The 24448-nt window shown below is 70.5% G+C and carries 17 protein-coding genes, 1 pseudogene and 1 CRISPR repeat array; of the genes and pseudogenes, 14 read left to right on the top strand and 4 right to left on the bottom strand.

What is annotated here, in order from left to right; all coding sequences use genetic code 11:
- The first annotated feature begins 83 nt into the window (after positions 1-83).
- Positions 84-683, top strand: a complete 600-nt coding sequence (locus K1J57_RS28695) for a TetR/AcrR family transcriptional regulator (RefSeq protein WP_220561830.1) — start codon at positions 84-86, stop codon at positions 681-683.
- A 62-nt stretch (positions 684-745) separates the two neighbouring features.
- Here the strand turns inward: K1J57_RS28695 and K1J57_RS28690 are convergent.
- From K1J57_RS28690 to K1J57_RS28675, 4 genes and pseudogenes are all read right to left on the bottom strand, one after another.
- Positions 746-2348, bottom strand: a pseudogene (locus K1J57_RS28690) (succinic semialdehyde dehydrogenase).
- 101 nt (positions 2349-2449) lie between these two features.
- A complete protein-coding gene (locus tag K1J57_RS28685) occupies positions 2450-3391 on the bottom strand; it encodes an acetoacetate decarboxylase family protein (protein ID WP_220561829.1) in 942 nt (313 codons plus the stop codon).
- Between the two features lie 169 nt (positions 3392-3560).
- Positions 3561-4283 (bottom strand): class F sortase, encoded by a 723-nt coding sequence (locus K1J57_RS28680; RefSeq protein ID WP_220561828.1) that lies wholly within the window; start codon positions 4281-4283, stop codon positions 3561-3563.
- Complete coding sequence (locus tag K1J57_RS28675) at positions 4283-4786, bottom strand: hypothetical protein (protein ID WP_220561827.1); 504 nt, start codon at positions 4784-4786, stop codon at positions 4283-4285. The genes K1J57_RS28680 and K1J57_RS28675 overlap by 1 nt, the downstream gene beginning before the upstream one ends.
- Positions 4787-5514: 728 nt before the next feature.
- Between K1J57_RS28675 and K1J57_RS28670 the strand changes: the two genes are divergently transcribed.
- The 13 genes from K1J57_RS28670 (at position 5515) to K1J57_RS28610 (ending at position 21586) form a co-directional block, all read left to right on the top strand.
- The gene (locus K1J57_RS28670; RefSeq protein ID WP_220561826.1) at positions 5515-6294 is read left to right on the top strand and encodes a methyltransferase domain-containing protein; all 780 of its coding nucleotides are present in this window, start codon (positions 5515-5517) and stop codon (positions 6292-6294) included.
- A 720-nt stretch (positions 6295-7014) separates the two neighbouring features.
- Positions 7015-7731, top strand: coding sequence for a hypothetical protein (locus K1J57_RS28665; protein WP_220561825.1), 717 nt, complete (start codon positions 7015-7017; stop codon positions 7729-7731).
- A 94-nt stretch (positions 7732-7825) separates the two neighbouring features.
- Positions 7826-8203 carry a pilin gene (locus K1J57_RS28660; RefSeq protein ID WP_220561824.1) on the top strand — a complete coding sequence of 126 codons (378 nt, stop codon included), beginning with the start codon at positions 7826-7828 and terminating at the stop codon, positions 8201-8203.
- On the top strand, positions 8203-9771 hold the full coding sequence (locus K1J57_RS28655) for a hypothetical protein (RefSeq protein WP_220561823.1): 1569 nt from the start codon (positions 8203-8205) through the stop codon (positions 9769-9771). The genes K1J57_RS28660 and K1J57_RS28655 overlap by 1 nt, the downstream gene beginning before the upstream one ends.
- Before the next feature lie 50 nt (positions 9772-9821).
- Entirely contained in the window at positions 9822-10673 is an 852-nt protein-coding gene (locus tag K1J57_RS28650) for a PrgI family protein (protein WP_220561822.1), read from the top strand.
- Positions 10670-12379 carry a VirB4 family type IV secretion system protein gene (locus tag K1J57_RS28645; RefSeq protein ID WP_220561821.1) on the top strand — a complete coding sequence of 570 codons (1710 nt, stop codon included), beginning with the start codon at positions 10670-10672 and terminating at the stop codon, positions 12377-12379. Before K1J57_RS28650 ends, K1J57_RS28645 begins: the two co-directional genes overlap by 4 nt.
- Positions 12376-14658 carry a type IV secretory system conjugative DNA transfer family protein gene (locus K1J57_RS28640; protein WP_255646663.1) on the top strand — a complete coding sequence of 761 codons (2283 nt, stop codon included), beginning with the start codon at positions 12376-12378 and terminating at the stop codon, positions 14656-14658. Before K1J57_RS28645 ends, K1J57_RS28640 begins: the two co-directional genes overlap by 4 nt.
- Positions 14655-15434, top strand: a complete 780-nt coding sequence (locus K1J57_RS28635; RefSeq protein ID WP_220561820.1) for a replication-relaxation family protein — start codon at positions 14655-14657, stop codon at positions 15432-15434. The genes K1J57_RS28640 and K1J57_RS28635 overlap by 4 nt, the downstream gene beginning before the upstream one ends.
- Positions 15435-15440: 6 nt before the next feature.
- Positions 15441-16493 carry a C40 family peptidase gene (locus K1J57_RS28630; RefSeq protein WP_255646662.1) on the top strand — a complete coding sequence of 351 codons (1053 nt, stop codon included), beginning with the start codon at positions 15441-15443 and terminating at the stop codon, positions 16491-16493.
- Between the two features lie 162 nt (positions 16494-16655).
- Positions 16656-17186: an NUDIX hydrolase gene (locus K1J57_RS28625; RefSeq protein WP_220561819.1), complete on the top strand. Its 531-nt coding sequence runs from the start codon at positions 16656-16658 to the stop codon at positions 17184-17186.
- Positions 17187-17803: 617 nt separating this feature from the next.
- Entirely contained in the window at positions 17804-18283 is a 480-nt protein-coding gene (locus K1J57_RS28620) for a hypothetical protein (protein WP_220561818.1), read from the top strand.
- 400 nt (positions 18284-18683) lie between these two features.
- Positions 18684-19760 (top strand): site-specific integrase, encoded by a 1077-nt coding sequence (locus tag K1J57_RS28615; protein ID WP_220561817.1) that lies wholly within the window; start codon positions 18684-18686, stop codon positions 19758-19760.
- A gap of 416 nt (positions 19761-20176) precedes the next feature.
- Positions 20177-21586 (top strand): hypothetical protein, encoded by a 1410-nt coding sequence (locus tag K1J57_RS28610; RefSeq protein WP_220561816.1) that lies wholly within the window; start codon positions 20177-20179, stop codon positions 21584-21586.
- 229 nt (positions 21587-21815) lie between these two features.
- Positions 21816-23932: direct repeats of the CRISPR family, unit length 30 nt; unit sequence GTCCTCATTGCCCCTGCGAGGGGTAGCAAC.
- Positions 23933-24448 lie beyond the last annotated feature (516 nt).

The raw sequence follows: 24448 nt of genomic DNA, 5'->3' as shown, positions 1-24448 counted from the left end.
TTTCCTCGGGTGCGCATATGATGTGTGCAATGCTCACATTAGGGGGAGGATGTGGGCACTGTAAACATGAGGGAGCGTGATCCGTGTCGCAAGCGAACAGCAAGTACCACCACGGCGACCTGCGGGCCGCCTGTCTGCGCGCGGCCCGGGAACTGCTCGAGGAGGACGGCGGAGCCGCGCTGTCCCTGCGGGCGGTGGCCCGGCGGGCCGGGGTGTCGGCCACGGCCCCCTACCGCCACTTCGCCGACCGCGACGCGCTCGTCTCCGCGGTCGCAGCCCAGGGGTACCGCGAACTCGCCGAGTACCTCGCCGGAGCCCACCCCGCGCCCCGGACCCCGGACGACCTGGCCGAGATCGCCATCGCCTACGTCCGCTTCGCGCTGGAGCGCCCGGCCCTGTTCCGCGCGATGTTCGCCGAGCCCTGCGATCCCGACAGCGAGGAACGGGTCGCCGCGACCGCCGCGATCTGGGAGTACGTCCACGGCATCGTCCACGGGGTCTTCCCCGGGGCCGACCCCGAGGCGCTCTCCGTCGGGGTGTGGTCGTTCGTCCACGGCCTGGCGTTCCTCCACCTGGACGGCAAACTCGACGCCGACGACCCCGGGGCGGTCGCCGACCGGGTCCGGGAGGCCGTCCGGGCGCTGCTCACGGCCTCCGCCGCGATGCGGGGGGCGACGGCGTGACGGAGGGCGGCGCTGGCCTTTGAAAGCCGGCGCCGCCCTCCGTCGGCGGGAACCGCCGCGCCTCAGCGCATGCCCAGGCGCCTCATCGCCTTCAGCGCGACCGTCAGGCCCTGGGCCCAGGTCCGGTAGGAGAACCCCGGCGGGCGGGGTGAACCCCAGCAGGCGCTGGTGCGCGACCGTCTGCGGCTCGGTGTACTTGAGGATGCCCTCGGCGCCGTGGCGGCGGCCCAGCCCCGAGTCGCCCATGCCTCCCATCGGCGCGTCGATGCTGCCCCAGGCGGCCGCGAAGGCCTCGTTGACGTTGACCGTCCCGGCGTGCAGCCGGGCGGCCACCGCCCGCCCCCGGGCCCCGCTGCCGCTCCACACGCTGGCGTTGAGCCCGTAGGGGGTGGCGTTGGCCCGGGCCACCGCCTCGTCGACGTCGTGGTACCGGTAGACCGACACGACCGGCCCGAAGGTCTCCTGGGCGTACAGTGCCATCTCCGGGGTGACGCCGGCGAGGACGGTCGGCTCGTGGAACAGCGGCCCCAGGTCCGGCCGCGCCCGGCCGCCCGCCAGCACGGTCGCCCCCTTGGCGACGGCGTCCGCCACGTGCGCGGTGACCGTCTCCAGCTGGGCCGGGGTGGTGAGGCTGCCGACGTCGTAGCCGTAGTCGTACCCGGCCCCCACCCGCAGCGCCCTGGTCCGGGCGGCGAACTCGGCGACGAACGCGTCGTAGAGGGCGTCGGCCACGTACATGCGCTCGATCGAGACGCACAGCTGACCGGCCGAGGGGAACGCCGCCGCGATCGCCCCGTCCACGGCGCGGCCGAGGTCGGCGTCGTCCAGCACGACCATGGCGTTCTTGCCGCCCAGCTCCAGGGAGGCGCCGATCAGGCGCTCCCCGGCGTCGCGGGCGATCCGGCGCCCGCTCGCGGTGGACCCGGTGAACATCACGTAGTCGGCGTTGTCCATGAGCACCCCGCCGATGGAGCTCCCGCGGCCGACCACCATCTGCCACACGCCGGCGGGCAGACCCGCCTCGTGCATCAGGTCCAGGGCCCACAGCGCGGTCAGGGCGGTCTGGGTGTCGGGCTTCTGGACGACGGCGTTGCCCGCCATCAGGGCGGGGATCGCGTCGCCCGCGGCCATGCTCAGCGGGTAGTTCCACGGTGAGATGACGGTGACGACGCCCTTGGGGTGGCGCAGCTCGGTGGTGCGGGTCAGCAGAGGCATCGCGCCGCGGCGCCGCTTGGGAGCCAACAGCCCCGCCGCGCTGTGCGCGTAGTACCGGGCGGTCAGCGCGATGTCGGTGACCTCCAGGCAGGCGTCCCGGCGGGTCTTGCCGTTCTCGGCCTGCATCAGGTCCAGCGCCTCGTCGCGGCGCTCGATGACCAGGTCGTGGAAGCGCAGCATGATCCGCCTGCGCTCGCGCGGCGTGGTCGCGGCCCATGCCTCCTGGGCGATGCGGGCCCGCGCGAACGCCGCCTCGACGTCCGCGGGCGCGGAGACCGGCAGGTCCGCCAGCGGGCCGCCGGTGTAGGGGGCGGTGGTGGTCACCCGGTCGGCGTCCGGGGCGGCCGCGACGCGGGCGGTCAGCCGCCGGAGCAGGGCCGGGGTCAGCGTCGGCGGCAGCCCGGGCCCGTCGGCGGTCGGCGGTACCGGGGTGAGGGGAACGGTGGTCACGGCGGTGCTCCGGTGCCCCCGGCTGGTCGGCGGAGCGAGCGGTGCGGCCGGGGCCGTCTCGGGACCGGGCGTTCCCGGCCCGGCCACCGGGGTGGTGTCGGTCATCGCCGTCCCCTCCCGTCTCCGCGCCGGCGGTCCGGAACCGAGACCGGCACCGGCATGTGCAGCGCGGCCTGGCCCTCGGTGGTGACGTCGAGCCGGAGCGTCCGGATCGGGTCGAGCGAGCGCAGGTCGTCGGACATGCGGCCGCGGCCCGCCTTGAGGACGAGTCCGCGCGGCGAGCGGGTGCCGCCCGCCGAGAGCACGTTGGTCTGGTTCAGGGTGGCGTGCCAGGCGCCGCCGATCGTCGTGTAGGAGGTGAGCGTCGAGACCCGCTCACCGGACGGGTACGCGGTCTGGGCGGGCGTGGGCGCCGACAGCGTCAGGTCGTCCCCGCCGGCGTCGTCGAGGACCCGGGCGGTGGTCCGGTCGGCGTCGATGTCGACGTCGAGGCCGGTGACCCACTTGGGGAAGCCGTAGCCGTCGTGCCCGCGGACCCGGGCGATGTCGCTGCTGACCGGCAGGGACAGGACGTAGGCGTGGAGGTCGTCGTTCTTGAGGCCCCAGGCGAGGTCGACGAACCCGAGGCGGCCGTGCCGGGCGGGCCGGACCGGGATCGCGACGGCGGCCTCGGTGTAGAAGTCGATGTCGCACACGTCGTAGCGGAAGAACACGACCGAGGCCAGGCCGAGGCCGGGTGCGACCTCCAGCGGGTCCAGCTCCGCGGGCAGGCGGGAGCGGAGCGCGCGGGACCGGGCGAGCATCGTGACCCGGGCCGTGGAGATCCGGTAGTAGAAGTTCGGCGTGAGCGTCGGGCCGATGGGCGACTCGACCCTGGTCTTGGGCAGCCGGCGGAAGAAGTCGACGCCGCTGACACGCGGATCGCGGGCGACCTCCTCCAGGTCGGTGTCCATCCGGTAGCGGTCGTACAGGCCGCCCCTGGGAACGGCGACCGTGCGGCCGCCGAGGTCGACCTCGACCGTGTCCTGCGGGTTCGGTGACATCGGGCATCTCCTCGAACAGCTGATGTGTGCGGTGCTCACATGAGCGTAGGCGCCTGATGTATGCACTGTCAACAATGACTGCGGTCACACACGACGAGGCCCCGTCCCGGTACCGGGACGGGGCCTCGTCGCAGGTCGCAGGAGTGCGCGGGCGCGAGTGAGCGCGCCGTCATTCCGTGACGGGGTCCGTTGCGGGCACCCCGGCGTCCCTGGCGTCCCCGGCGGGCTCCGCGGCCTCCACGAGGGCGGCGAAGACCACGACGTTGTCCGTGTAGTGGCCGGTGGCGGCGTCGAAGTCACCGCCGCACGTGATGAGCCGCAGCTCGGGGCGTTCGGTGTCCCCGTAGACCTCCTCCGTCGGGAAGTCGTCCTTGGCGTGGCGCTCCACCGCGTAGACGGCGAAGTCCACCACGGTGCCGTCGGCGCGTTCGACCGAGACGGTGTCCTGCTCCCGCAGCCCGTCCAGCCGGTGGAAGACGGCCGGCCCGGTGGGGGAGTCCAGGTGGCCCGCCAGCACGGCGGGGCCCTCCTGGCCGGGCGCGGCGCCCCGCGAGTACCATCCGACGGCGTCCCACTCCTCCGGGGCCTCGAGGCGGCGGTCGTGGCTCAGGCCGAGTTCCACCATGTGCGAGGTGCGCAGGCCGATCGCCGGAGCGGTCAGGGACATCGGAGCCGACCTCCCCAATGCTGTGGGGGCCTCGGCCTGCGCCGAGGCGCCCGCCCGGACCGGGGCCTCGGGGGCCGGCGCGCCCACTGCGAAGGACGGCGGGGGAGGGGCGAAGGTCTGGCCCAGCCCCACCGTCAGGAGCGCGACACCGATCCCCGCGTACGCCGCCGTGACCGCCGCGGCGCTGGAATCGCCGCGGCGGTCGGGCCGCGTGTGGCGGCCCATCAGCCTTCGTGCCCCGGCCTGCGGGCCACGACGATCCCGCCCACCGCGGCCGCGACGAGGACGCCGCCCGCGGTGATCAGCCAGAAGTCGGAGCCGCCGTCGGCGGTCCCCCCGGCCCCGGTGTCGACACCGCCGACCGGGGTCTCCTCGTCCCCGCTCGGCTCCTCCTCGGTCGTGTCGTCGGGCTCCTCCGAGGCGTCATCGGCGGTCTCGTCCGTGGTGTCGTCGGAGGTCTCCTCTGTGCCGTCGTTCTCGGTGTCGTCGGACTCCCCGCCCATGTCGTCGCCCTCCTCACAACCGATGCCGTCCTCGTCGGCGTCGAAGTTGTGCGGGTCCCCCGGGCTGACCTCGAAGTTGCGCTCGGTGACGTCCGGGCAGTCCACATCCGGCCCCGTCGGCGGGACCGGGTCCTCCGCGAAGGCCGGCGCGGCGGTGCCCAGGGCGAGTGCGGTGCCGAAGACCAGGGTCGCGGCAGCGGCCGTGGCGGTACGCGTCATGTCCATGTGTTCCCCTTGTGCTCCTGAGGGGCCCGGCGTCGTGCGCCTCGTGCGCACCGGCCCCCGATTCAGCTTTCGAATCCGACATAAAGCAACAATCCGGGGGAAACTGCTTTTGCCCGTGGTGCTGAAAGGCCAAACTTTGTCGACATTCCCGGGGGCTTCATTTCCGGTGATCACGCCCCTTGAATGGGCGATGGGGGACCGGACGCCGATTTTCACGGTTCGGCCGTTCACCGTGAAAGAAGGGGATGTTCGGGCAGGTGCAAAAGACCGGTGCCGGGGAAGCACGACACCGGAGCGGTCCACCGCCCGGCGGTGCGAAGCGGTGGGCGAAACGAGCCGGGCGCCTCTCGCCCGCTGTAGCGTCGCCGTCCTCACCCTCACCATCCGGAGGTGCCGCGCGGGCAGAGCGGGTCCGTGCAGGCGCGGGGCGCCCAAGGTCGGTGTCGATGAGCTCCACCCGCCCGGCGACGATGCGGCGGGGCCGCAGAGCGACTTTCGGTGCGGCCGAGTCCAGGGCGGGTGTTTCCTCTGTCCCTTTTCCGGCCTGTCCCACCCATCCTTCACGACCGTCTGTGGTCGGCGCGGTGCCCTCGGGAACGGCGGCGGGTACGGCTCTCTCGGGCCGGGCCACGTGTCCGGAGCCCGACGAGCACACCACTCTGGAGGGCCCTTGCAGAACCGGATCGCGCCACCGCCGCAGCAGTCCCCGAGAGGGAGGGGCTGAGGCCGTGTTCATCAGCGCACGCTCCTTCGAGGAGTACCGGGCGATGTTCGCCCTCACCGAGCACGACCTGTCCCTGCGGATCCTGGACTGTCCGGGCGGCGCGGCCGGCTTCGTGGCGGAGGCCGGGGCCCGCGGCACGGACGCCGTGGCCGTGGACCCCCAGTACGGGGCCGACCGCGGTCGACTGGGCGAACTGGCGCTGCGGGAGATCGAGCACAGGCACACCGAACTGGTCGACGGCGACGCCGACTTCGTGTGGACCTGGTTCGAGGGCCCCGAGCAGTACACGCGGATGCGCTCGGAGGCGGCGCGCGCGTTCGCCCGCGACATCGCGGCCAGGCCGGACCGCTACGTCGAGGGCTCCCTTCCCCACCTGCCCTTCCCCGACCGCTCCTTCGACCTGGTGCTCAGTTCCCACCTGCTGTTCTCCTACGGGGAGCAGATGGACGAGGACTTCCACCGCGAGGCCCTGCTGGAGCTGGTACGGGTATCCCGGTGGCAGGTGCGCCTGTACCCGCTGTTCCTGCACACGCGCTTCCGGCGCTACCCGGCGCTGGAGGAGATGCGGGAGGCCCTGGCCGGGTACGGGATCGCCTCGCGGGTGGAGCCGGTGGACTACGCTTGCGACCCCGGAGACCAGGAGATGCTGGTCCTGGAGTGCGCCGACCGCGGGGCTCTGCCCGCCCGGGAGCCGGATCCCGACGCGGCCCGGCGCCATCACGACCCGGTGCGGTGGCGCCACCTGGACGCCGCCTCGGAGCGAACGGCCTCGTCCGAGGCATAGACGTCTCGGCGCGCGGCCAGGACGCACAGACGACCGGAGGACCACCGCCGAACCCTGTGGTGGCTTCCCGGGCCCCACCCCCGGATCCCGACGCGGTATGGCGGGGAGTCCGGGCATGCCGCGCACAGCCGGTGCGGTGCGAAAAGGGAGCGGACGGTCGCACGGGAGCAGTTCCAAGCGGAATGCCCGCCCCCGGCTTCGGTGCGCGCAACCACCGCCGGTTGTCGAGAGAACAGAGGTGACGCCAGCCTTCGAGGCCGAGCCCGTCCGTGCCCTGGCGTACCTCCCAAGGAAGGACCGGGTCCCGCTGTTCGAGAATGATGAAGCCCTCACCCGTACCCGTGAAGAACATGCGCTCCTCCGGCGTCGCGTTCTGATCCGTAGCGGGCACCGAGAGAAAAGGCGTAACTCTTGGGTCAACGCCGGGTCCTCGCACCGGTCAGCCCTGCGTGAGCGCTGACCGAAAGCGGCCACCGTGAGCTGACAAGGGATGTCATCACAGGTCAACGATGCTTCCGGTGGAACGTTGCGCAGGTGGGCCTGTGGGCTGTCAGCGTGCCTGACAGACACTGTCCGCCGAACGGGTCTTTCCGGTCAGCGGCCGGTGAGCCGACCGCCCGCTCACTGTTCGCGCTCCGTCGGCCCGCTGCCCGTCGCGCGTCAGCCACCCCGTTTTTCGTGGTCCTCGTCCTGATCACCCGAGACCACGGGAGACGAACCATGACCACCGGACCGCTGGCCACCGTGGAGCACGAGTTCCTGCGCCTGGATCTCGACCTGGCCGAACTCATCGACCAGATCGCCGCGTACACCACCGTGCGCCCCACCACCGCGCTGCAACTGCGGAACCTGCTGCTGTCGGGCACCATCGCCCGCCAGGTCCGCGACCGCCTCTGGCGCCGCCTGGTCGCCCGCGCCCAGGAACACGAGGAGTGGATGGTGGCCGCCCTCGGCATGGCCATGCCCGCTCTGAAGGTCTGCGCCCGCCGCCTGTGCCGCGGCCTGGACCCCCACCACGCCCAGGACGTCCAGGAGGAGATGCTCCTGGCCTTCGTCGTCGCAGTACGCGCCGCCGACACCACCTGGAACCGCCTGCCCTGGACGCTGTGCTGCCGCGCCCGCCGCGCCGGGATCCGCGCCCGCAAGGACGCCTTCGCCCAGCACCCCGCCACTCCCCGGCCCGAACCGCGAGCCACCCCCGCGGGCAACCCCGACCAGGTCCTGGCCCGCGCGGTCCGCGCGGGCGTCCTCACCGCCGACGAGGCCGAGGTCATCAACCGCACCCGCCTGGAGCACCTCCCGCTGACCCACCTGGCCGCCGAACGCCGAGCCAGCTACTGGAGCCTGGTCAAACGCCGCGCCCGCGCCGAGAAACGCCTCACCGAGGCGATCCGCTCCGGCCGCCTGTCCACCGAATCCCTGCTGCTGGTCGCCTGAGGTGCATCACCCGGAGAAGGCGGGAGACGCACAGCCGCCCGCCTTCTCACATCCCCCTTCTTCCTTACTCCACGTTCGTCCACAAGGGGGCGAGATGGCGAACCGACGACGGAGCACACCACCACACCGGAAATGGGTCCGGCCCACGGCCGTGACCGTGGCCCTGCTCCTGGGCCCGGCCCTGCTGCTGGGAGATCTGGCCACTGCCTGGGCCGATGGGGCCGGCGCCTACGCCGGGCACCTGCGCGACGTGGTGCGCCGCCTGACCCGCCTGGGCCAAGCCCTCGCCCTGTCCGTGGCGGTGCTCTTCACCGTGGTCGCCGGACTGCGCTGGACCGCCGCCGGAGGCGACCCCGGCGAGATAGACCGCGCCAAGCGCGCCCTATCCGGAGCCGGGATCGGCTACCTCATCGCCCTGTGCGGCGAGGCCCTGCTCATGGCCCTGGAATACGTCACGGAGTACGAGTACTGATGCGCACTCTGCGCGAGCCCGCACCCGATGGCATCGCCACCGACCAGCCACAGGAACACGCCGAGGTCTTCGACTGCGGCGCACTGGAGGTGTCCTGCCACATCACCCGGTGGTTCCACGACCTGGTGCTGGACGTCCTCGATCCGCTTCTGCTCTGGCTCGCCGGCCACCTGTTCACCACCCCCGGACCCACCGCGGGGATCACCCAGGTGTGGCAGACCATGGCCACCACCGCCAACATCCTCTACTCCCTGCTGGTCCTGGCCGCCGGGTTCGTGGTGATGGCCCACCACGGGCTACAGGCCCAGACCGGGGTCCGCCAGGTGCTGCCGCGGCTGGTGGTGGGGTGGGTCGCGGGCAACGCCTCGCTGAGCGTGGTGGGGCTGGCCGCCGGAGCCTCCACCGACATCGCCCGGGCCGTCACCGAGGACGGCGCGGCCGTGAAGAAGGCCGTCTACGGGCTCGATGGCACGGTCTTCCCCATGCTGGCCGAGGAGACCACGGCGGTGGTCCTGTTCCTGCTGGTCTTCGTCGTGCTGCTGGTGCTGTGGGTGCTGGTGGAGATCGTCCGCATCCTCATCGTCGTTCTGCTCATGGTCGGCGGCCCGCTGATGCTCGCCTTCCACGCCTTGCCGCAGACCAACGCGCTCGCGCAGATGTGGTGGCGTGCCCTGGGCGCGGTGTGCCTGGTGCCGATCGCGCAGGCGATCGCCTTCACCGCCCTGTCCGAGATCTTCTTCGGCGCGGACTCCCAGGCCCTGTTCGGAATGGGGGACATCGTCGCGGGCGAGGCGAACCTTTTCGACCTCTTCCTGCTCCTGGGCCTGGTCTACGTGCAGATCCGCATCCCCTTCTGGGCCTATCGGGCGGTGGGGTCGCCCGCCGGCCGTACCCCTGGAGCGGGGGTGGCCAAGTCCCTGGTTCGCACCGCCGTCGTGGGCGCGGTCGCTCTGGCCGCCGGTGGGGGAGCGGCTTCCCTGGGCACTGCGCTGCGCAGCAGCGGCGGCCCGACCGGACGGGCCCTGCGAGCGGTCCGCCACCTGCACCACCACCGGACGACCGAACTACCTCAACGGGTGCGCACCTGGCGCTTCAGCACTCTGGACCGGACGACGGACCGGTTCCACCACACGGTCTTCCCTGACCGTCGCAGCCAGGGCGAGCGCCCCGGGACGGTGCCCGCGCCGGGCATGCCGCACCTCAGGGCCGTCCCGGTCACAGGACGGCTTCGCCCGCCCCGGGCACACGCACCCCGCAGCGCCCCGGGTTCTCCGAACGCGCCGGGCGAGCCCCGCCATGAGCCCCGTCGTTGGATCGCCCGCGACCACCGGCCACCGCAGCACCGCGAACCACTTCGAACACGGGACGCCTTCGGATGGGACCGTATCCCGCCCCGAAACGGAGGGCTCAGGCCGGAACCATCGGAAACGGACCGGCCCGAACGGCGTCCCTGGAGGCCGACGCGGCCCGTCACGGGAATGCGGCCGCCACTGCCCCCGCACTCGGCCCCGGTCGCCCTGCGGCCGCGCCGCCGCTGGTGGCCCCGGCCCGGACGCCACCGCTTCTGACCGCCACCGCGTAGATCCCACATCGGCCCCGCACACCGAGGAGAACCGCCATGGACCGCGAACCGTCCACCTGGCAGGCGCAGATCCCCACCGACATCGACGTTCCCGAACCGATCCTGTGGGGCCTGACCGCCCGCCAACTCCTCATCATGGCCCCGGCCGTCCTGCTCGGATGGGCGCTCTTCACCACCGTCTCCGCCCTGACGTCCCCGATCTCCGCGGTCCTTGCCGCCGCCGTGCCCATCGGCTGCGCCTGGGTGCTCTCCCGGACCCGCCGCGACGGCATCGGGCTGGACCACCGTCTGTGGCTGGCCGCCCGCTGGCACACCAGCCCGCGCACCCGCGACCCCGACGCCGAGCTTCCGCCCATCGCCGCCGACGGCGTCATCGACCACCGACACCGCTGCGCCGTGGTTTTGGAGTGCACCACCGTCCCGTTCCACCTGGCCTCCGGCCAGGACCAGGACCGGATGCTCGCCGCCTGGGCCGCCCTCCTGGACTCCCTGACCGAACCCATCCAGATCCTGATCCAGCGCCGCCGCACCGACCTGGACCCCCACCTGCGCCTGTTGCGCTCCCACCTGGACCGGCTACCCGAGGCCCTGTGCCGCTCCGCCCGCGCCCATGCCGTCTTCCTCGCCTCGCTCCAGCACCACCACGACCTCATCCACCACCGCGTGCTGCTGGTCCTCACCCACCGCGGCCCCGAGGAACAGAACGGCGACGCCCTACTCCTGCGCGCCCACGACATCGCCGCCCAACTCGCCGCCCTGGGTGTGCGAGTCCGCGTCCATGACGGGCCCGGTGTTCAGCTCCTCCTGACCTCCTTCCCGGCCCCCGCCACCGCAGAATCCGGCAGCGAACCGGCCACGACCGAGGCGGCCACCACGGAGGAACGATGAACGACCACCCGCCGCAGATCCACCTGCACCCCTACCACCTGGACACCGATGGGCACCTGTCCCGGACCATGATCGTCACCGGCTACCCGCGCCAGGTCCGTGCCGGGTGGGCCGATCCGCTGCTCACCTACCCCGGCGACGCCGACGTCTCCCTGCACCTGGCCCCGATCCCGGCACCTGCGGCACTGCGCCGCCTGCGCCACCGCCGGGCCCGCCTGGAATCGGCCTGGCGCACCGACACCCTGCGCGGCCTGCTGGAGGACCCCCACCGCGCGGCCGCCGTCACCGACGCCGCGGACCTGGCCGACCGGGTCGCCACGGGGGAGACCCGCATGTTCCGCCTGGCCGTCTACATCACCGTCCACGCCGCCGACCCGCGCGAACTCGACGCCGAAGTGCACCGCCTGTCCGCCCTGGCCGCCTCGGTCCTGGTCGACCTCGCCCCGGCCGTCTACCGGCCCTGGGCGGGGATCCGTTCCACCCTGCCCCTGGGCACCGACGCCCTGAACATGGGCCGCAGCGTCGACACCGACGCCCTGGCCGCCCTCATGCCCCTGGCCGGCGCCGACCTGGAGGCACCGACCGGCCGCACCGCCGTCGTCTACGGCACCAACGCCCACTCCGGCGGCGTCGTCCTGTGGGACCGGTTCCACGGAGGCCTGGACAACTACAACGCCGTCGTCCTCGCCCGCAGCGGAGCCGGAAAGTCCTACCTGGCCAAACTCGAACTCCTGCGCTCCCTCTACACCGGGGTCCAGGCCGTCGTCATCGACCCCACCGACGAATACGCCCACCTCACCGCGGCCGTTGGAGGAACCCGCATCCCCCTCGGGCTGCCCGAGGGACGCATCAATCCCTTCGACCTCACCGGGGGAGGGAAGCAGGCGTTCACCCAGCGGGCCCTGTTCCTCACCACTCTGATCACCGCCATGGTCGGAAGCACCGACCCGCAGGAGACCGCCGCCCTGAACCGGGCGATCCCGACTGCCTACGCCGCCCACGGCATCACCGCCACCGACCCCGCCACCTGGGAACGCACACCGCCGGTCCTGTCCGACCTGGTCACCGCCCTGCGTCGCGACGCCGAAAGCTCCAAGGACGCCGGCTCCCTGGCCGACCGCCTGTCCGCCTTCACCGACGGCACCCACCGCGGCCTCCTCGACGGCCCCACCACCGCGCACCCCACCGGCCACCTCACCACGGTGACCCTGCGCCACCTGCCCGCCGAACTCCGCACCGTCGGACTGCTGCTGGTCCTGGACGCCCTGTGGCGCCGCATCACCGACCCCGCCACCCGCAGACCCCGACTCATCGTCATCGACGAAGGCTGGACCCTGCTCCAAGACCCGGTCGGCGCCCGCTACGTGTTCGACCTGGCCAAGAACGCCCGCCGCCACTGGGTCGGACTCACCCTGCTCACCCAGGACGTGGCCGACCTGCTCGCCACCGACCTCGGCCGCGCCGTCGCCGCCAACGCCGCCACCCAGATCCTGCTCCGCCAGGCACCGCAGAACCTCGACGCGGTCTGCGACTCCTTCCACCTCTCCCACGGCGAACGCCACATCGTCGCCACCGCCGAACGCGGCATCGCCCTGCTGGCCGCCGGGCGCCACCGCACCGTGTTCCGCGCTGTGGCCTCACCGGTCGAACACCGCCTCATCACCACCGACCCCACCGAGGCCACGGACACGGAGGGAAGCCGATGATCATCACCCTGAACCTGCCGCTCCTGGCCGCCACCGCCGCCTGCGCCGCGGTGCTGTGGACCGCGCTGCTGCTCACCGCCCGCCTGGCCCGCACCCTCTTCCTCGCCCGCAACGCCCGACTCCTGGAGATCCACACCCCGCCACAGACCACCCTCGATCACGCCGCCGCCTTCTGGACCCACACCCTGGGCCTGGTCCGGCCACGCTGGTACCACCGGCTGATCCCGCCCCACCTGGCCTGGGAGTACATCGCCTCCGCCACCGAGATCCGCATCCGCCTGTGGGTGCCCGGAACCGTCAACGCCCACGCCGTCGCCCGTGCCGTGGCCGCCGACTGGCCAGGAGCCACCACCCACCTCACCCCGGCCACCACCGCCCTGCCCACCGGCACCCGCACCCTCGGCCGCTGGATCGGCATGGCCCGCGCCGACCACTACCCCCTGCGCACCCGCTTCACCGACGACCCGCTCCGCAACCTCCTGGGCGAACTCGCCGACCTCTCACCCGGCCAGCACGCCCTGGTCCGCATCTGCGCCCGACCCGCCTCCCCGCACCGCGCCGCAGGCGCCCGTACCGCCGCCGCCCGCCTGCGCGGCCTCCACCCCGGCCTGCTCACCGAACCCCGAACCCACACCGTTAGTCCGCCCGGCATCACCGACGACGTCCGCGCCATCCTCACCAAGGCCTCCACACCCCGCCTGGCCTGCCAGATCAGCTGTCACCTGACCACCGAACACGCGGGTGAACAAGCCGAGCGCCGCCTGCGCGCCCGCGCCCAGGGCATCACCGCGTCCCTGGCCGCCTACACCTCCGGCCTCAACGCCCTGACCCGCCGCTGGATGCCCTTCCCCGGCCTGTGGGCGAACCACCGCCACCTCGCCCGCGGCTACCTGCTCAGCACCACCGAACTCGCCGCCATCGCCCACCTGCCCACCGACACCGCCGTCCCCGGTCTGGTCCGCGCCGCCGCCCGCACCCTCGCACCCAGCCCCCACCTGCCCCGCTCCGGCCGTGTCCTCGGCGACTCCGACGCCGGGCCCGCACGCCCCCTCGCCATCGGTATCGCCGAAGCCCGCCACCACGTTCACATCCTGGGCAAGACCGGCTCGGGCAAGTCCACCCTGCTCGCCCACATGGTCCTCCAGGACGCCCACGCCGGACGCGGCGCCCTGGTCATCGACCCGCGCGGCGACCTCATCCTCGACATCCTCGACCGCCTACCCAAGAGCGCGGCGGGACGCACCGTCGTGTTCGACCCCGCCGACCCGGTACCGCCCCCACGGCTCAACCCGCTGGCCCTGGGCGCCCCTGACCTCGCCGCCGACACCGCCGCCGGGATCTTCCAGCGCATCCACGCCGACTCCTGGGGACCGCGCACCGACGACATCGCCCGCGCCGCCCTGCTCACCCTCGCCCGCACCGGCGACCCCAACGCCAACCTCGGCGACATCCCCCGCCTGCTCGCCGACCCGGCCTTCCGCCACCGTGCCCTCACCGCCGCCCGGCCGCCCCGGCCACTCGCCGACTTCTGGACCTGGTACGAACGCCAGAGCCCCCAGATGCAGGCCGCCGCCACCGACCCGCTCCTCAACAAGCTCCGCACCGTCCTGCTGCGCCCCTGGGCCGGCACGGTCCTGGCCTCCGGAGCCGCCACCCTCGACCTGCCCCACCTGCTCGACCACGGCGGACTCATCCTCATGCGCCTGCCCAAAGGCCACCTGGGCGAGAACACCACCGCCCTCATCGGAACCTTCGCCCTGGCCGCCGCCTGGCACGCCATCGCCGGCCGCTCCGCGATCCCTGAAAGCCGCCGTCGCGACACCTGCGTCTACCTCGACGAAGCCGCCACCTTCCTGCACCTGCCCGGCTCCCTGACCGACATGCTCGCCGAAGCCCGCGGTTACCGGGCCGCCATGGTTCTCGCCCACCAAGAACTCGGCCAACTCCCCGCCCGGGTCCGCGCGGCGGTCGACGCCAACTGCCGCACCAAGGTCTTCTTCAACACCTCCCCGGCCGACGCCGCCCACCTGCACCAGCACACCCGACCGCACCTGAACGACCACGACCTCTCCCACCTCGGCGCCTATCAGGCGGTCCTGCGCACCCTGAGCGGAGCCACCGAACTCCCGCCCGCCACCCTGCGCACCCGGCCCCTGCCCCCGGCTGTTCGCCGCCGCGCCCACCACATCCGCAAGGCCTCCCGACGCTTCAACGCCCCGCCGGTCCGCGCCACCCGCACAGATCCGCGCCATGCCAAGGGAGAGGACGAACACCGATGAGCATCACCATCACCGAACGCGACCTGCGCATCCTGGCCGCCCTGCACGACCACCGCGTCATGACCACCCCGCAACTGGGCGCCCTCTTCTTCTCCAGAGGCGGAGGGGTGCGCGCCGTCCAACGCCGCCTCAAGACCCTCGCCGACCACCAGCAGATCGAACGCTTCACCCCACGTGCGGCCCGCTGGACCATGCCCCACCACTGGATCCTCGGCCGACGCGGCACCCGCACCCTGGCCGCCCACCGGGGCATCGACCCGCGCCGCATCGTCCATCCCCGGCATCTGCGCACCTCACCGTTGATCGACCACATCACCGGCCTGGCCCAGACCTACGTCTCCTTCACCACCGCAGCCCGCACCACACCAGGAGCCCGCCTGGAACGCTGGTGGACCGAGGCCCGCTGCCGACGGGCCTGGGAAGCCGACGGCATCCGTCCGGACGGCTACCTGCGCTGGCGGCAGAACGGCACCGCCCTGGACGCTTTCGTGGAGTACGACATCCGCACCGAGGCCCTGCGCGTCTTGGGGAAGAAGCTCGACCGCTACCGTGACCTGGCCCTACGCACCCAGCTGCGTTCCACCGTGCTGTTCGTCGTTCCCACACCAGGGCGGCTGAGCAGCCTCTGCACGGCCCTGCCCGCCCCCGACCCCTGGGTGCAGACCCACGTCACCACTTCGGACCTGCTCACGGCTCCGGGGCCAGCCGCGCCCGTCTGGCGCACCACCGGCGACGCGGCCGGCCACCTGCGCACCCTGGCCGACCTGGCCCGCTGACCGGCTGTGTCCAGACTCGTCGCGGGCATCAGCGCGGGACTCTTCCTGCTGGTGTCCGTGATCGCCGCCATCGGCATGGGCGACGAGGAGCGCCACAGGGCCGAGCAGGAGACGATCACCTCCGTCCCGGGCATCCACCCCGTCCTGCTGGACGCCTACCAACGCGCCGCGGCCCACCTCGCCGACACCCACCCGGGCTGCACAGGGCTGACCTGGCCCGTCCTCGCGGGCATCGGCCACGAGGAATCCCACCACGCCGCAGGAAGCACCATCACCCCCACAGGCGACACCGACCCACCCATCATCGGCCCACTACTGGACGGCACCGGCGTCGGCAACAACTGGACCCCGCACTACGACACCGACCAAGGGCGCTGGGACGGCGACACCACCTACGACGCCGCCGTCGGCGTCACCCAGCTCCTGCCCGCCTGGTGGGCCGACCACGGCGCCGACGGCAACAACGACACCCGCGCCGACCCCCACAACGTCTACGACGCCACCTGGTCCAGCGCCATCGAGCTGTGCACCAGCCACCCCGAGCAGCAGGTCGACTTCACCGACGCCCAAGACCTCCACGACGCCCTGTTCCGCTACAACCCCTGGGACACCTACGTCGACAACGTGCTCGCCCACATCGAGCACTACCAACAGCTCACCGCCTCCACCGTCCCACCAGGGGGAAGCGAGCAGGGGCGCATCGCCGCCGAATGGGCGCTGGCCCAGGTCGGCAAGCCCTACCTCTGGGGCGGCACCGGTCCCGACAGCTTCGACTGCTCCGGGCTGACCATGATGGCCTGGCACGCCGCCGGAGTCTCCATCCCCCGCGTCACCACCGACCAGGTCAACACCGGCACCCGCGTCGACCTCGACGTCCTCGCCCCGGGCGATCTGCTCTTCTACGACACCGGTAGCGGCCCGGCCCCCTCCCACGTCACCATGTACGTCGGCGACGGCCAGATGGTGCACGCCCCCTCCTCCGGCCAGACCATCCGCGTCGAACCTGTCGCCGGCGCCTACTACTCCGCTCGCTTCATGTCCGCCACCCGCCCTCACTGAGCGGATCACACTGCGCCAAGGTGGTTCGGGCCCGAGAACACGACGGTCCATGCCAGAACGCTGCCAAAGTCGCTACTGCGCTGTTCCAGACGGAGAAAGCCGTAGACAGACCGCCGATGCCGACCTCGAACCGGCGCGGGTGAATGAACAAAGGGGCAGACCATGGCTGGTGGCGACAAGACGGAGGAACCCCTCTACGTTCGCGACCCTGCAGCCTGGCGCCACGCACTTGCCGAGGGCAACCGATTCCAGGCCCGCAAACGCGTCGCCGCCAAAGTCGTCCTGCACGACGAACAAAGACGCCTGCTGCTGGCCGATCCCACCTACAAACCCTTCTGGGACCTCCCCGGAGGCACGGCCGAGGCCAACGAATCCCCACACGAGGCCGCCCTGCGCGAGGTACGCGAAGAACTCGGTCTGGACTTCGTTCTGGGAGATCTGCTGTGCGTGGAGTGGGCCCCGCCCCGCGATCCCTGGGACGACCTGCTCATGTTCATCTTCGACGGTGGAGTGCTTGTACCCGAACGTGCCGCGAACCTGCGCCCGGTGGATCCGGAGGTCGGAGACATCGGCTGGTTCACCCCTGAGCAGGTATCCCAGCGCCTTCGCGAAGACGTCTGGGCCTGGACTCGGCAAGCCCTGCTCGCTCTGGAGAACAAGACCATCGTCTACCTCACCCCCGACAGGTGTTAACGGCAGCAAAGATCGATGTCGGCGCCTGCTCCGGCGGCCTGTTCCCCCACCATCTCCCAGCCCTGGCACTGGTGGTCTTCCCCGGCCATTTCCCATGACGCGGCTGGCTGAAGTAGGGGCGCTCCTTCAGTGTTGTCCGGAGCCATCGGATTAGAAGTTAGCTGGTTCGGTGCCGCCACGTGTCATTCTGTGCCGTTTCATGCCACCCCATCCGATCACTGCTGTCGTTTCGTATCAAGAGCTGCCCGCTGATGCCACCCCGGTCCAGAACTGTGGAGCACGAACGGAGCACACACCGGCCCCTGGCGGCGTCCGATGGCACCTCGCAAGGTCCAGCTGGGTGTGGTCTCTTCTGTCCCCCGCAACGCACAATTTCCTTTCTCGACAGGGCCGTCCGGGTATCTGTCACCTTGACAAGGAAGGAGAATGCCGTCATGGCGTCTGTTTCCTCCGCATCGCGGCTGGTAGCTGTGGCGGCTCGTGCTCGGCTTCGTCCTCTGGGGCTTCGGCAGCGCGGCCGGTCCCGGTTGTGGTTGGACGACCGTGGGTGGTGGCTGGGGCTCGTGGAGTTCCCTTCCCCTCAATGGAGTCAGGGCAGTGGGCTCCACGTCGGAGCGATGTGGCTGTGGCAGGACGTCGACCACTTCACCTTCAACGTCGGTGAGCGGTTGAGCGGAACCGTGGACTACCGCGACGATGGGCAGTTCGCACCGGTCGCGGAGGATCTCGCTCTTCTTGCGCGGGAGCGGATAGTGGAATTGCGGTGCAGGTTCGTCGATCTGGAGTCGGTGGAGCGGCATATGGCGGGGCGGCCGGTCGGGCGCGGGCTCCTGTGGGAGGCGTGGAACGCGGGGGTCGTGGCGGCGCTGGCCGGGGACACCGCGGCGGCCCGGAAACGTTTCGCGGCTGTCCTGGAGGAGGATCCCGTTGTCCCTTGGATGGACGGGGCCCAAAGGGCGGCGCGAGAACTGCTGGACATGGTCCATGACCAGGGGGCTGTTCGGGCCTGGGTGAGGGAGCGCATCTCGTCGTGTCGGCAACGCCTGTCTCTGGAGTCTTCGGAACCTGCGCAGGGAGTATTCGCCGGACTGCTGTGAGCGCGGAATCTGACAGCGGAGAAGGTGCGGGCCTCGGAATGGGAGCTTTGTGATCGCGAATGTGCCGTGATCGCCCCCTGGCTCTCGCCTTCTCTGAGCACCGTTGCCAGGGGTGAGACTGGGCTCGGAGGTGGTGGTCGTGTTCGGGTCTGGTTCTGTGTACAAGCGGTGCGGATGCCGGGCTGCCGGTGTGGGGGAGCGGACATGTCCCCGGCTAAGGCAGCGGAGCCATGGAAGCTGGTACTTCTCGGTCGATCTCGAGCACGTTCCGGGTCGGCGGTGCCGGGTGCGTCGTGGCGGGTTCGTCTCCAGGGATGCCGCTCGGGCGGCGCTGCGCAGAGCCCGAGGCAGCGGGGCTGACACGCAGTCGTGGACGGTGGCCGGATGGCTCCGGCACTGGATGGACACCCGGGCTCGGCTGCGCCTGCGCACCCGGGTCGGCTACGCCGAGCACATCGACCGCTACCTCGACCCGTATCTGGGAGAGGTGCTACTTGAGGAGCTGACCCCCGCCCTGGTGCAGGAGGCGTTCGACCGGATCTCCCGCCACACTCTGGCCGGAGGAGTCCTCCTTTCCCCGACGACGGTGCAGCGGGTACGGGCCACGCTGCGGGCGGCGTTGAACACCGCGGTGCGCGAACGTCTGCTCCCTGCCAATCCCGCCCAGGGGCTGCGGCTGGAGCCCGGGGCCGGCACACGGCCGGTGGTGTGGACCGACCAGGCCGTCGCGGAGTGGACCCACGGTGGGGCGCGGCCTGCGGTGGCGGTCTGGACGGTGGAACAGACCCGCCAGTTCCTGGACTTCGTCTCCGAGGACCGGTGGAACGCGCTGTTCCACCTGGTGGTGATGACCGGGCTGCGCCGGGGTGAGGTCGTGGGCTTGCGGTGGGAGGACATCGACCTGATCAAGGGGACAGTCCGTATCGCCCGTCAGCTCCAGTCCAATCGGGGCGGCCTGGTGGAGTTGGCGCCCAAGAGCGCGGCGAGCCGCCGCATGCTCGTGCTGGACCACGCCACCACAGGGGTGCTGCGCCGCCACCAGTGGCGACAACAGCAGGAGGCACAGACACGCGGGCAGGAGTGGGATCCGCGCGGGTATGTGTTCACCGTCCTGCGGGGAGGCCCGTTGGCCCCTGAGCGTCTGTCACGCCTCTTCCGGAAGCTGAACGCGGAGAGCGGGTTGCCGCCGGTGCGGTTCCACGATCTGCGCCACGGAGCAGCGACATTGGCACTGGCTGCGGGGGTGGAGTTGAAGGTGGTGCAGGCGATGCTGGGGCACGCCAGTATCGTGCTGACCGCGGACACCTATGCCAGTGTCCTGCCGGAAGTGGCCAGGGAAGCGGCTGAGAGGACCGCGTGGCTGGTGCTGCGCGATTCCGGGAGGGGGCGTCGGTGCGCGGCGCGGCGTGAGCGCCGGGGGTTGGACCCAGCTCGGGCCCACCCTGGACCCATCAGTGCGACGGCTCCTCTGCGGTGAGGATGTATACCCAGGTTGAACTGGGGTTTTGTGGCGCACCCGGCAGGATTCGAACCTGCGGCCATCGGATTAGAAGCGCACGAACGGAGCACGCATGGCCTATCAGCGGCATCCGATGGCACCTCGTAAGTGTCGTTGCTGTGGCTATGTTGCCTCATTACTTGACGTAAGAGGGCTGTCGTCACAGCACAGGAGATGCTGCCCAGCGGGCGGGTGCAGATTTCGCGCGACCCGGTAGCGATTGCAGGGGCGCCCGATTACCCTGAAATGACCGATCCGGGTTGTCGGCTGTACCGACAGCACCAGCGGCGCCTTTATCTTCCCTTCGCCCGGGGATTCGGCCGTACCGCGCCCACCAGCGAAGTCCGTACTTCGGCGTGTCCACGCGCCCTCTCCGCATACCCCAGGGGTCGGTTATGGCTGAACTCAGCTCTTCTTCGTATTTCCCTCAGGATTTCCTCTGCGAGCACGCACGCTCCAAGCACCGCGTACTCGCCCGCCTGTCCCACAACCGAGGCCCGGACCAGCTCCAGACCGTTCTCACCTGTGGGAGCCCGTTGCTCGCGCAACGTATCGCGAGGCTGCTCACCACGATTGCCGAAGAAGGCCTGGGAGCGGGGGCAACAGCACGAGCCAACGCGCTCGCCGCCGACCTTCCCGACGCACCGGCCGCCTCGTTCCGGAAGGTCGTGGAGCACCTCCAGGCAGGGGTATGGCCCACATCTGAAACCACCTCCGTCTCCTGGGAGGAGGTTTTCGTGGGGGACCCTGCAGATGACGAGGCGGAGAACGACGAGCACACCATGCCCCAGGCCCGGCTCAGTGACCTGACCGCACCAGTGGTCCGTGTCGTCCAGTTGCGGGAGTTCTACATGCACGACAAGGAACGGCTTTACCGGGCCGCTCGTGCCCGCGGCTTCGAACCCGCCCCGGAAACCGAACGCCTCGACCACGACCCAGAGGACCTCGTCGGCGCGGTCATGCACCTGGCCGACCCCCTCGACCCTGTTCCCCGGGCCGGCACGATCGCCGAGGAGTCCTCCGCCAAGTGGCTCCGAGTGGATCACGGAGATGAAGTCATCGACTGGTCGTCCCAGACCATCAAGGAGACCTTCCACAGCGGATCCCGGCTCCGTCGAGGGCCCGATCCCGTCCACACGAGGGAGACCCAATGGGGCACTCTCCCCGACTTCGCGCAGCTCTTCCCCCTGCTCGACGGGGGCTGTGACTGCAACAAGGTGGACTGCCCCGACTGCGAATCCTGGACGCTGATTCCGCGCACAGCCGACATCCTTTACTCCGCGCTCAGCATGATGGCGGACGAGGCTTACGACGACGTGAACAACGGAGACCGGACCGTCACCGGAAAGGACGACGCATGGATGTTCTTCGACACCCTTCCCTGGGTCACTTGGCAGATGCCGGTCCAGTGGCGTCGCCTCATGGCCAGGGCCTGTGACGACCTGGCAGAGGATCTGGCGGCAGGCCGCGAGCCCCGTCCGCGATGCCGCGCCGAGGAAGTCGCGCTGTTCCTCGCACTGGAGAGCGAGGCACAGGTCCACTTGGAGATGACCCAGGATCGGGAGGACGCGGACCACGAAGCACTGCCCGAGCACCGAGACGACTACACCTGGGATTTCTGCCTCGACATCTTATTCGAGGACCACGACGTGATGCTGCTGTTCGATCCCAGGTTCGACGGTGTTGAAGATCCCGGCTCTGAGCTGAACCGGCTCCAGGCGATGGGGGACATGCGTCCGCAGAGCTGGTTCGAGAACTTTGGAAGCCAGGATCCGCGTGACCCCGACCGCGGGTTCCGCCGCTGATCGAGTACAGGCGCTGAGCCCGGAGGGCCAGGACGGGGAGCGGTCTCTGACCGTGGCCACGGGGCGGGGGACGGTCTGTCGGGGCGGTGAGGTTGGATAGTGGACGTGGTTGAGTCCAAGGGTGTTTTTCAGCGCCACGCCGGGGTCATCTGCGCTACCGGCGGATCGCTGAAAAATCTGCTTCGAATCGATGAACCAGGCCTGTTGCGGCCAGGGACTTTACCGTCGGGTCCTCATTGCCCCTGCGAGGGGTAGCAACCTCGGAGGGGAGCGGGGGGACTGAGAGTCCCCGGGGTCCTCATTGCCCCTGCGAGGGGTAGCAACAAGGGGAACCCTCCGAGTGCGTCTCCCCATGCGAGTCCTCATTGCCCCTGCGAGGGGTAGCAACACGCCCTGTTGGAGGACTGGGGCACCGGCCACGAGGTCCTCATTGCCCCTGCGAGGGGTAGCAACGTGATGCCGAGCACGAGCAGCGTCTCGGGGGTGAGGTCCTCATTGCCCCTGCGAGGGGTAGCAACGGCCCGTCCAGACCACCGCCGAGCGCGACGAGAAGTGTCCTCATTGCCCCTGCGAGGGGTAGCAACACGCCCGGGTCGCCAAGGCCGTCGCTGACGCCTACGTCCTCATTGCCCCTGCGAGGGGTAGCAACATAGAGGCCACCAAGTGCCCGTCGTCGGCAAGGAGTCCTCATTGCCCCTGCGAGGGGTAGCAACGCGTCAGTCAGCGGGCTCACCGGGCCCCCTCCGCGTCCTCATTGCCCCTGCGAGGGGTAGCAACGCGGTGCGGCCGCGGCCGCCGTGTCCAACGTCCACCGTCCTCATTGCCCCTGCGAGGGGTAGCAACATGTCCAGGTAGGCCGCCAAAGTCGCAACCTTGGCGTCCTCATTGCCCCTGCGAGGGGTAGCAACGTCGGTCACCACTCCTGGGCGGAGATCCGCACCCGGGTCCTCATTGCCCCTGCGAGGGGTAGCAACGTCAGCGGGGTATCCACGGGCTGATCCTCTCAGGCGGTCCTCATTGCCCCTGCGAGGGGTAGCAACGTGTGGTCCTTGACGACACGACGACTCCGTACCGGCGTCCTCATTGCCCCTGCGAGGGGTAGCAACCCAGACGGGCGGGGATCACGCTGGAGAGCGTGTACCGTCCTCATTGCCCCTGCGAGGGGTAGCAACCGGCCGGTGCCGGCCGACCGGTCGCCGCTCGTTCCTGTCCTCATTGCCCCTGCGAGGGGTAGCAACAGGACCACGGCGGCCTGTACACCGCCCACCTGCCCCGTCCTCATTGCCCCTGCGAGGGGTAGCAACGGGCGCCCGTGTGGGAGCAGATCACCGCCGCGGTAGTCCTCATTGCCCCTGCGAGGGGTAGCAACTGGGCGAACGCCGCCGACTGGGAGGAAGTCGCGGCGTCCTCATTGCCCCTGCGAGGGGTAGCAACGACGACGCACACGACGGTGTAGCACCCACCCGGAGTCCTCATTGCCCCTGCGAGGGGTAGCAACGGCGGCAGCGGGGTGGGGTCCTGCCCCAGCAGCATCGTCCTCATTGTGCCCCTGCGAGGGGTAGCAACGCGGCCTCGCGGGCCCGGCGGCGGGCGGAGTGCCAGGTCCTCATTGCCCCTGCGAGGGGTAGCAACAGGAAGCTGGCGAAGGCGGCGCGGGCGTTCCCGACGAGTCCTCATTGCCCCTGCGAGCGGTAGCAACTCGGGACGGGAGGTGTGCTCACTCATGCGTTCGAGCGTCCTCATTGCCCCTGCGAGGGGTAGCAACGCGGTGCGGGTCTCCCACTCCTCCACGGTGAGCGGGTCCTCATTGCCCCTACGAGGGGTAGCAACTCGGCCTCGTGGCTGGTCACCTCGTGCCGGCGGGGGTCCTCATTGCCCCTGCGAGGGGTAGCAACGCGTCCAGCAGGATCGCGGCCCCGGTTCCCAGGGGTCCTCATTGCCCCTGCGAGGGGTAGCAACCTGCCTGGGCGGTGCGGGCGGCATCTTCGGCGCGGGTCCTCATCGCCCCTGCGAGGGGTAGCAACTGGTGGGGCATGGGGTTCTCCCTGAGGTGTTGAGCGTCTTCATCACCCCTGCGAGGGGTAGCAACAGCGGTTCACCGAGTGGGCGGCCGGCGGAATCGAGTGTCCTCATCGCCCCTGCGAGGGGTAGCAACCTGCGGACGCCCATCAGGGTGCGGTGCGCCTCCCGTCTTCATCGCCCCTGCTAGGGGTAGCAACACCCCGACGAGGAGGTGCAGTGGTGACCGCCCCGACGTCCTCATCGCCCCTGCGAGGGGAGCAGCACCCCGACCATCCACCGGAGAGTAACGAGGTCCTCGCGGTCGTCATCGCCTGTGCGAAGCGTGAGAGTAAGATTTGTGTGCCATATGCGCTAACCACAGGCCCCTTGGAGGGGTAAAAAGATGTGATTCTTCGGCGCATGTCGCATTTTTTAATCATCCCTTCGAGGGGTGCGGGGTGGGCGTATGCGCCCACCCCTTCCTTTTTCTGGCGTGCTATTCTCCTCGTGTTCGGACGAAATCTTGAAGACAGTCAACCAAGAACTACATCGACTGCACTTCGAGTGTGCGGGGTTCGAACGCTTGTTGGCTTATCGATGCGAATGGGGCGAACGATGGAGCTCTATGTTCGGAGCATGAGGATCACCTGGGGATGGTGGTCGAGGTGGTCTGGCCGTCCGAATTCGGTGGAATTGGAAGGAGTTGCGATCCGCTATTGGTGTGGTCGCAGGGGCATAGGAGGAATTAAGTAGAGTTCTGGGCTCGCATGCATTGGGTTGCATCTTCACTTCCTACATGAGAAGTGCGGTGTTCCCAGTGTGATCAGGGCGTGGCCGGTTGGCTGCGCTCTGATCGCCGCT

This window comes from Nocardiopsis sp. MT53 (assembly GCF_019598965.1).
Lineage (GTDB): Bacteria > Actinomycetota > Actinomycetes > Streptosporangiales > Streptosporangiaceae > Nocardiopsis > Nocardiopsis changdeensis.
Note: the sequence above shows the minus strand (reverse complement) of the source record. Positions and strands in the feature narration are given on the sequence as shown.

Bases quoted from the DNA above. Each gene is read 5' to 3' on its own strand.
- K1J57_RS28685 (WP_220561829.1), bottom strand. From the start codon at position 3,391: ATGTCACCGAACCCGCAGGACACGGTCGAGGTCGACCTCGGCGGCCGC.
- K1J57_RS28680 (WP_220561828.1), bottom strand. From the start codon at position 4,283: ATGGGCCGCCACACGCGGCCCGACCGCCGCGGCGATTCCAGCGCCGCG.
- K1J57_RS28675 (WP_220561827.1), bottom strand. From the start codon at position 4,786: ATGGACATGACGCGTACCGCCACGGCCGCTGCCGCGACCCTGGTCTTC.
- K1J57_RS28665 (WP_220561825.1), top strand. From the start codon at position 7,015: ATGACCACCGGACCGCTGGCCACCGTGGAGCACGAGTTCCTGCGCCTG.
- K1J57_RS28660 (WP_220561824.1), top strand. From the start codon at position 7,826: ATGGCGAACCGACGACGGAGCACACCACCACACCGGAAATGGGTCCGG.
- K1J57_RS28655 (WP_220561823.1), top strand. From the start codon at position 8,203: ATGCGCACTCTGCGCGAGCCCGCACCCGATGGCATCGCCACCGACCAG.
- K1J57_RS28650 (WP_220561822.1), top strand. From the start codon at position 9,822: ATGGACCGCGAACCGTCCACCTGGCAGGCGCAGATCCCCACCGACATC.
- K1J57_RS28645 (WP_220561821.1), top strand. From the start codon at position 10,670: ATGAACGACCACCCGCCGCAGATCCACCTGCACCCCTACCACCTGGAC.
- K1J57_RS28640 (WP_255646663.1), top strand. From the start codon at position 12,376: ATGATCATCACCCTGAACCTGCCGCTCCTGGCCGCCACCGCCGCCTGC.
- K1J57_RS28635 (WP_220561820.1), top strand. From the start codon at position 14,655: ATGAGCATCACCATCACCGAACGCGACCTGCGCATCCTGGCCGCCCTG.
- K1J57_RS28625 (WP_220561819.1), top strand. From the start codon at position 16,656: ATGGCTGGTGGCGACAAGACGGAGGAACCCCTCTACGTTCGCGACCCT.
- K1J57_RS28620 (WP_220561818.1), top strand. From the start codon at position 17,804: ATGTGGCTGTGGCAGGACGTCGACCACTTCACCTTCAACGTCGGTGAG.
- K1J57_RS28615 (WP_220561817.1), top strand. From the start codon at position 18,684: ATGGACACCCGGGCTCGGCTGCGCCTGCGCACCCGGGTCGGCTACGCC.
- K1J57_RS28610 (WP_220561816.1), top strand. From the start codon at position 20,177: ATGGCTGAACTCAGCTCTTCTTCGTATTTCCCTCAGGATTTCCTCTGC.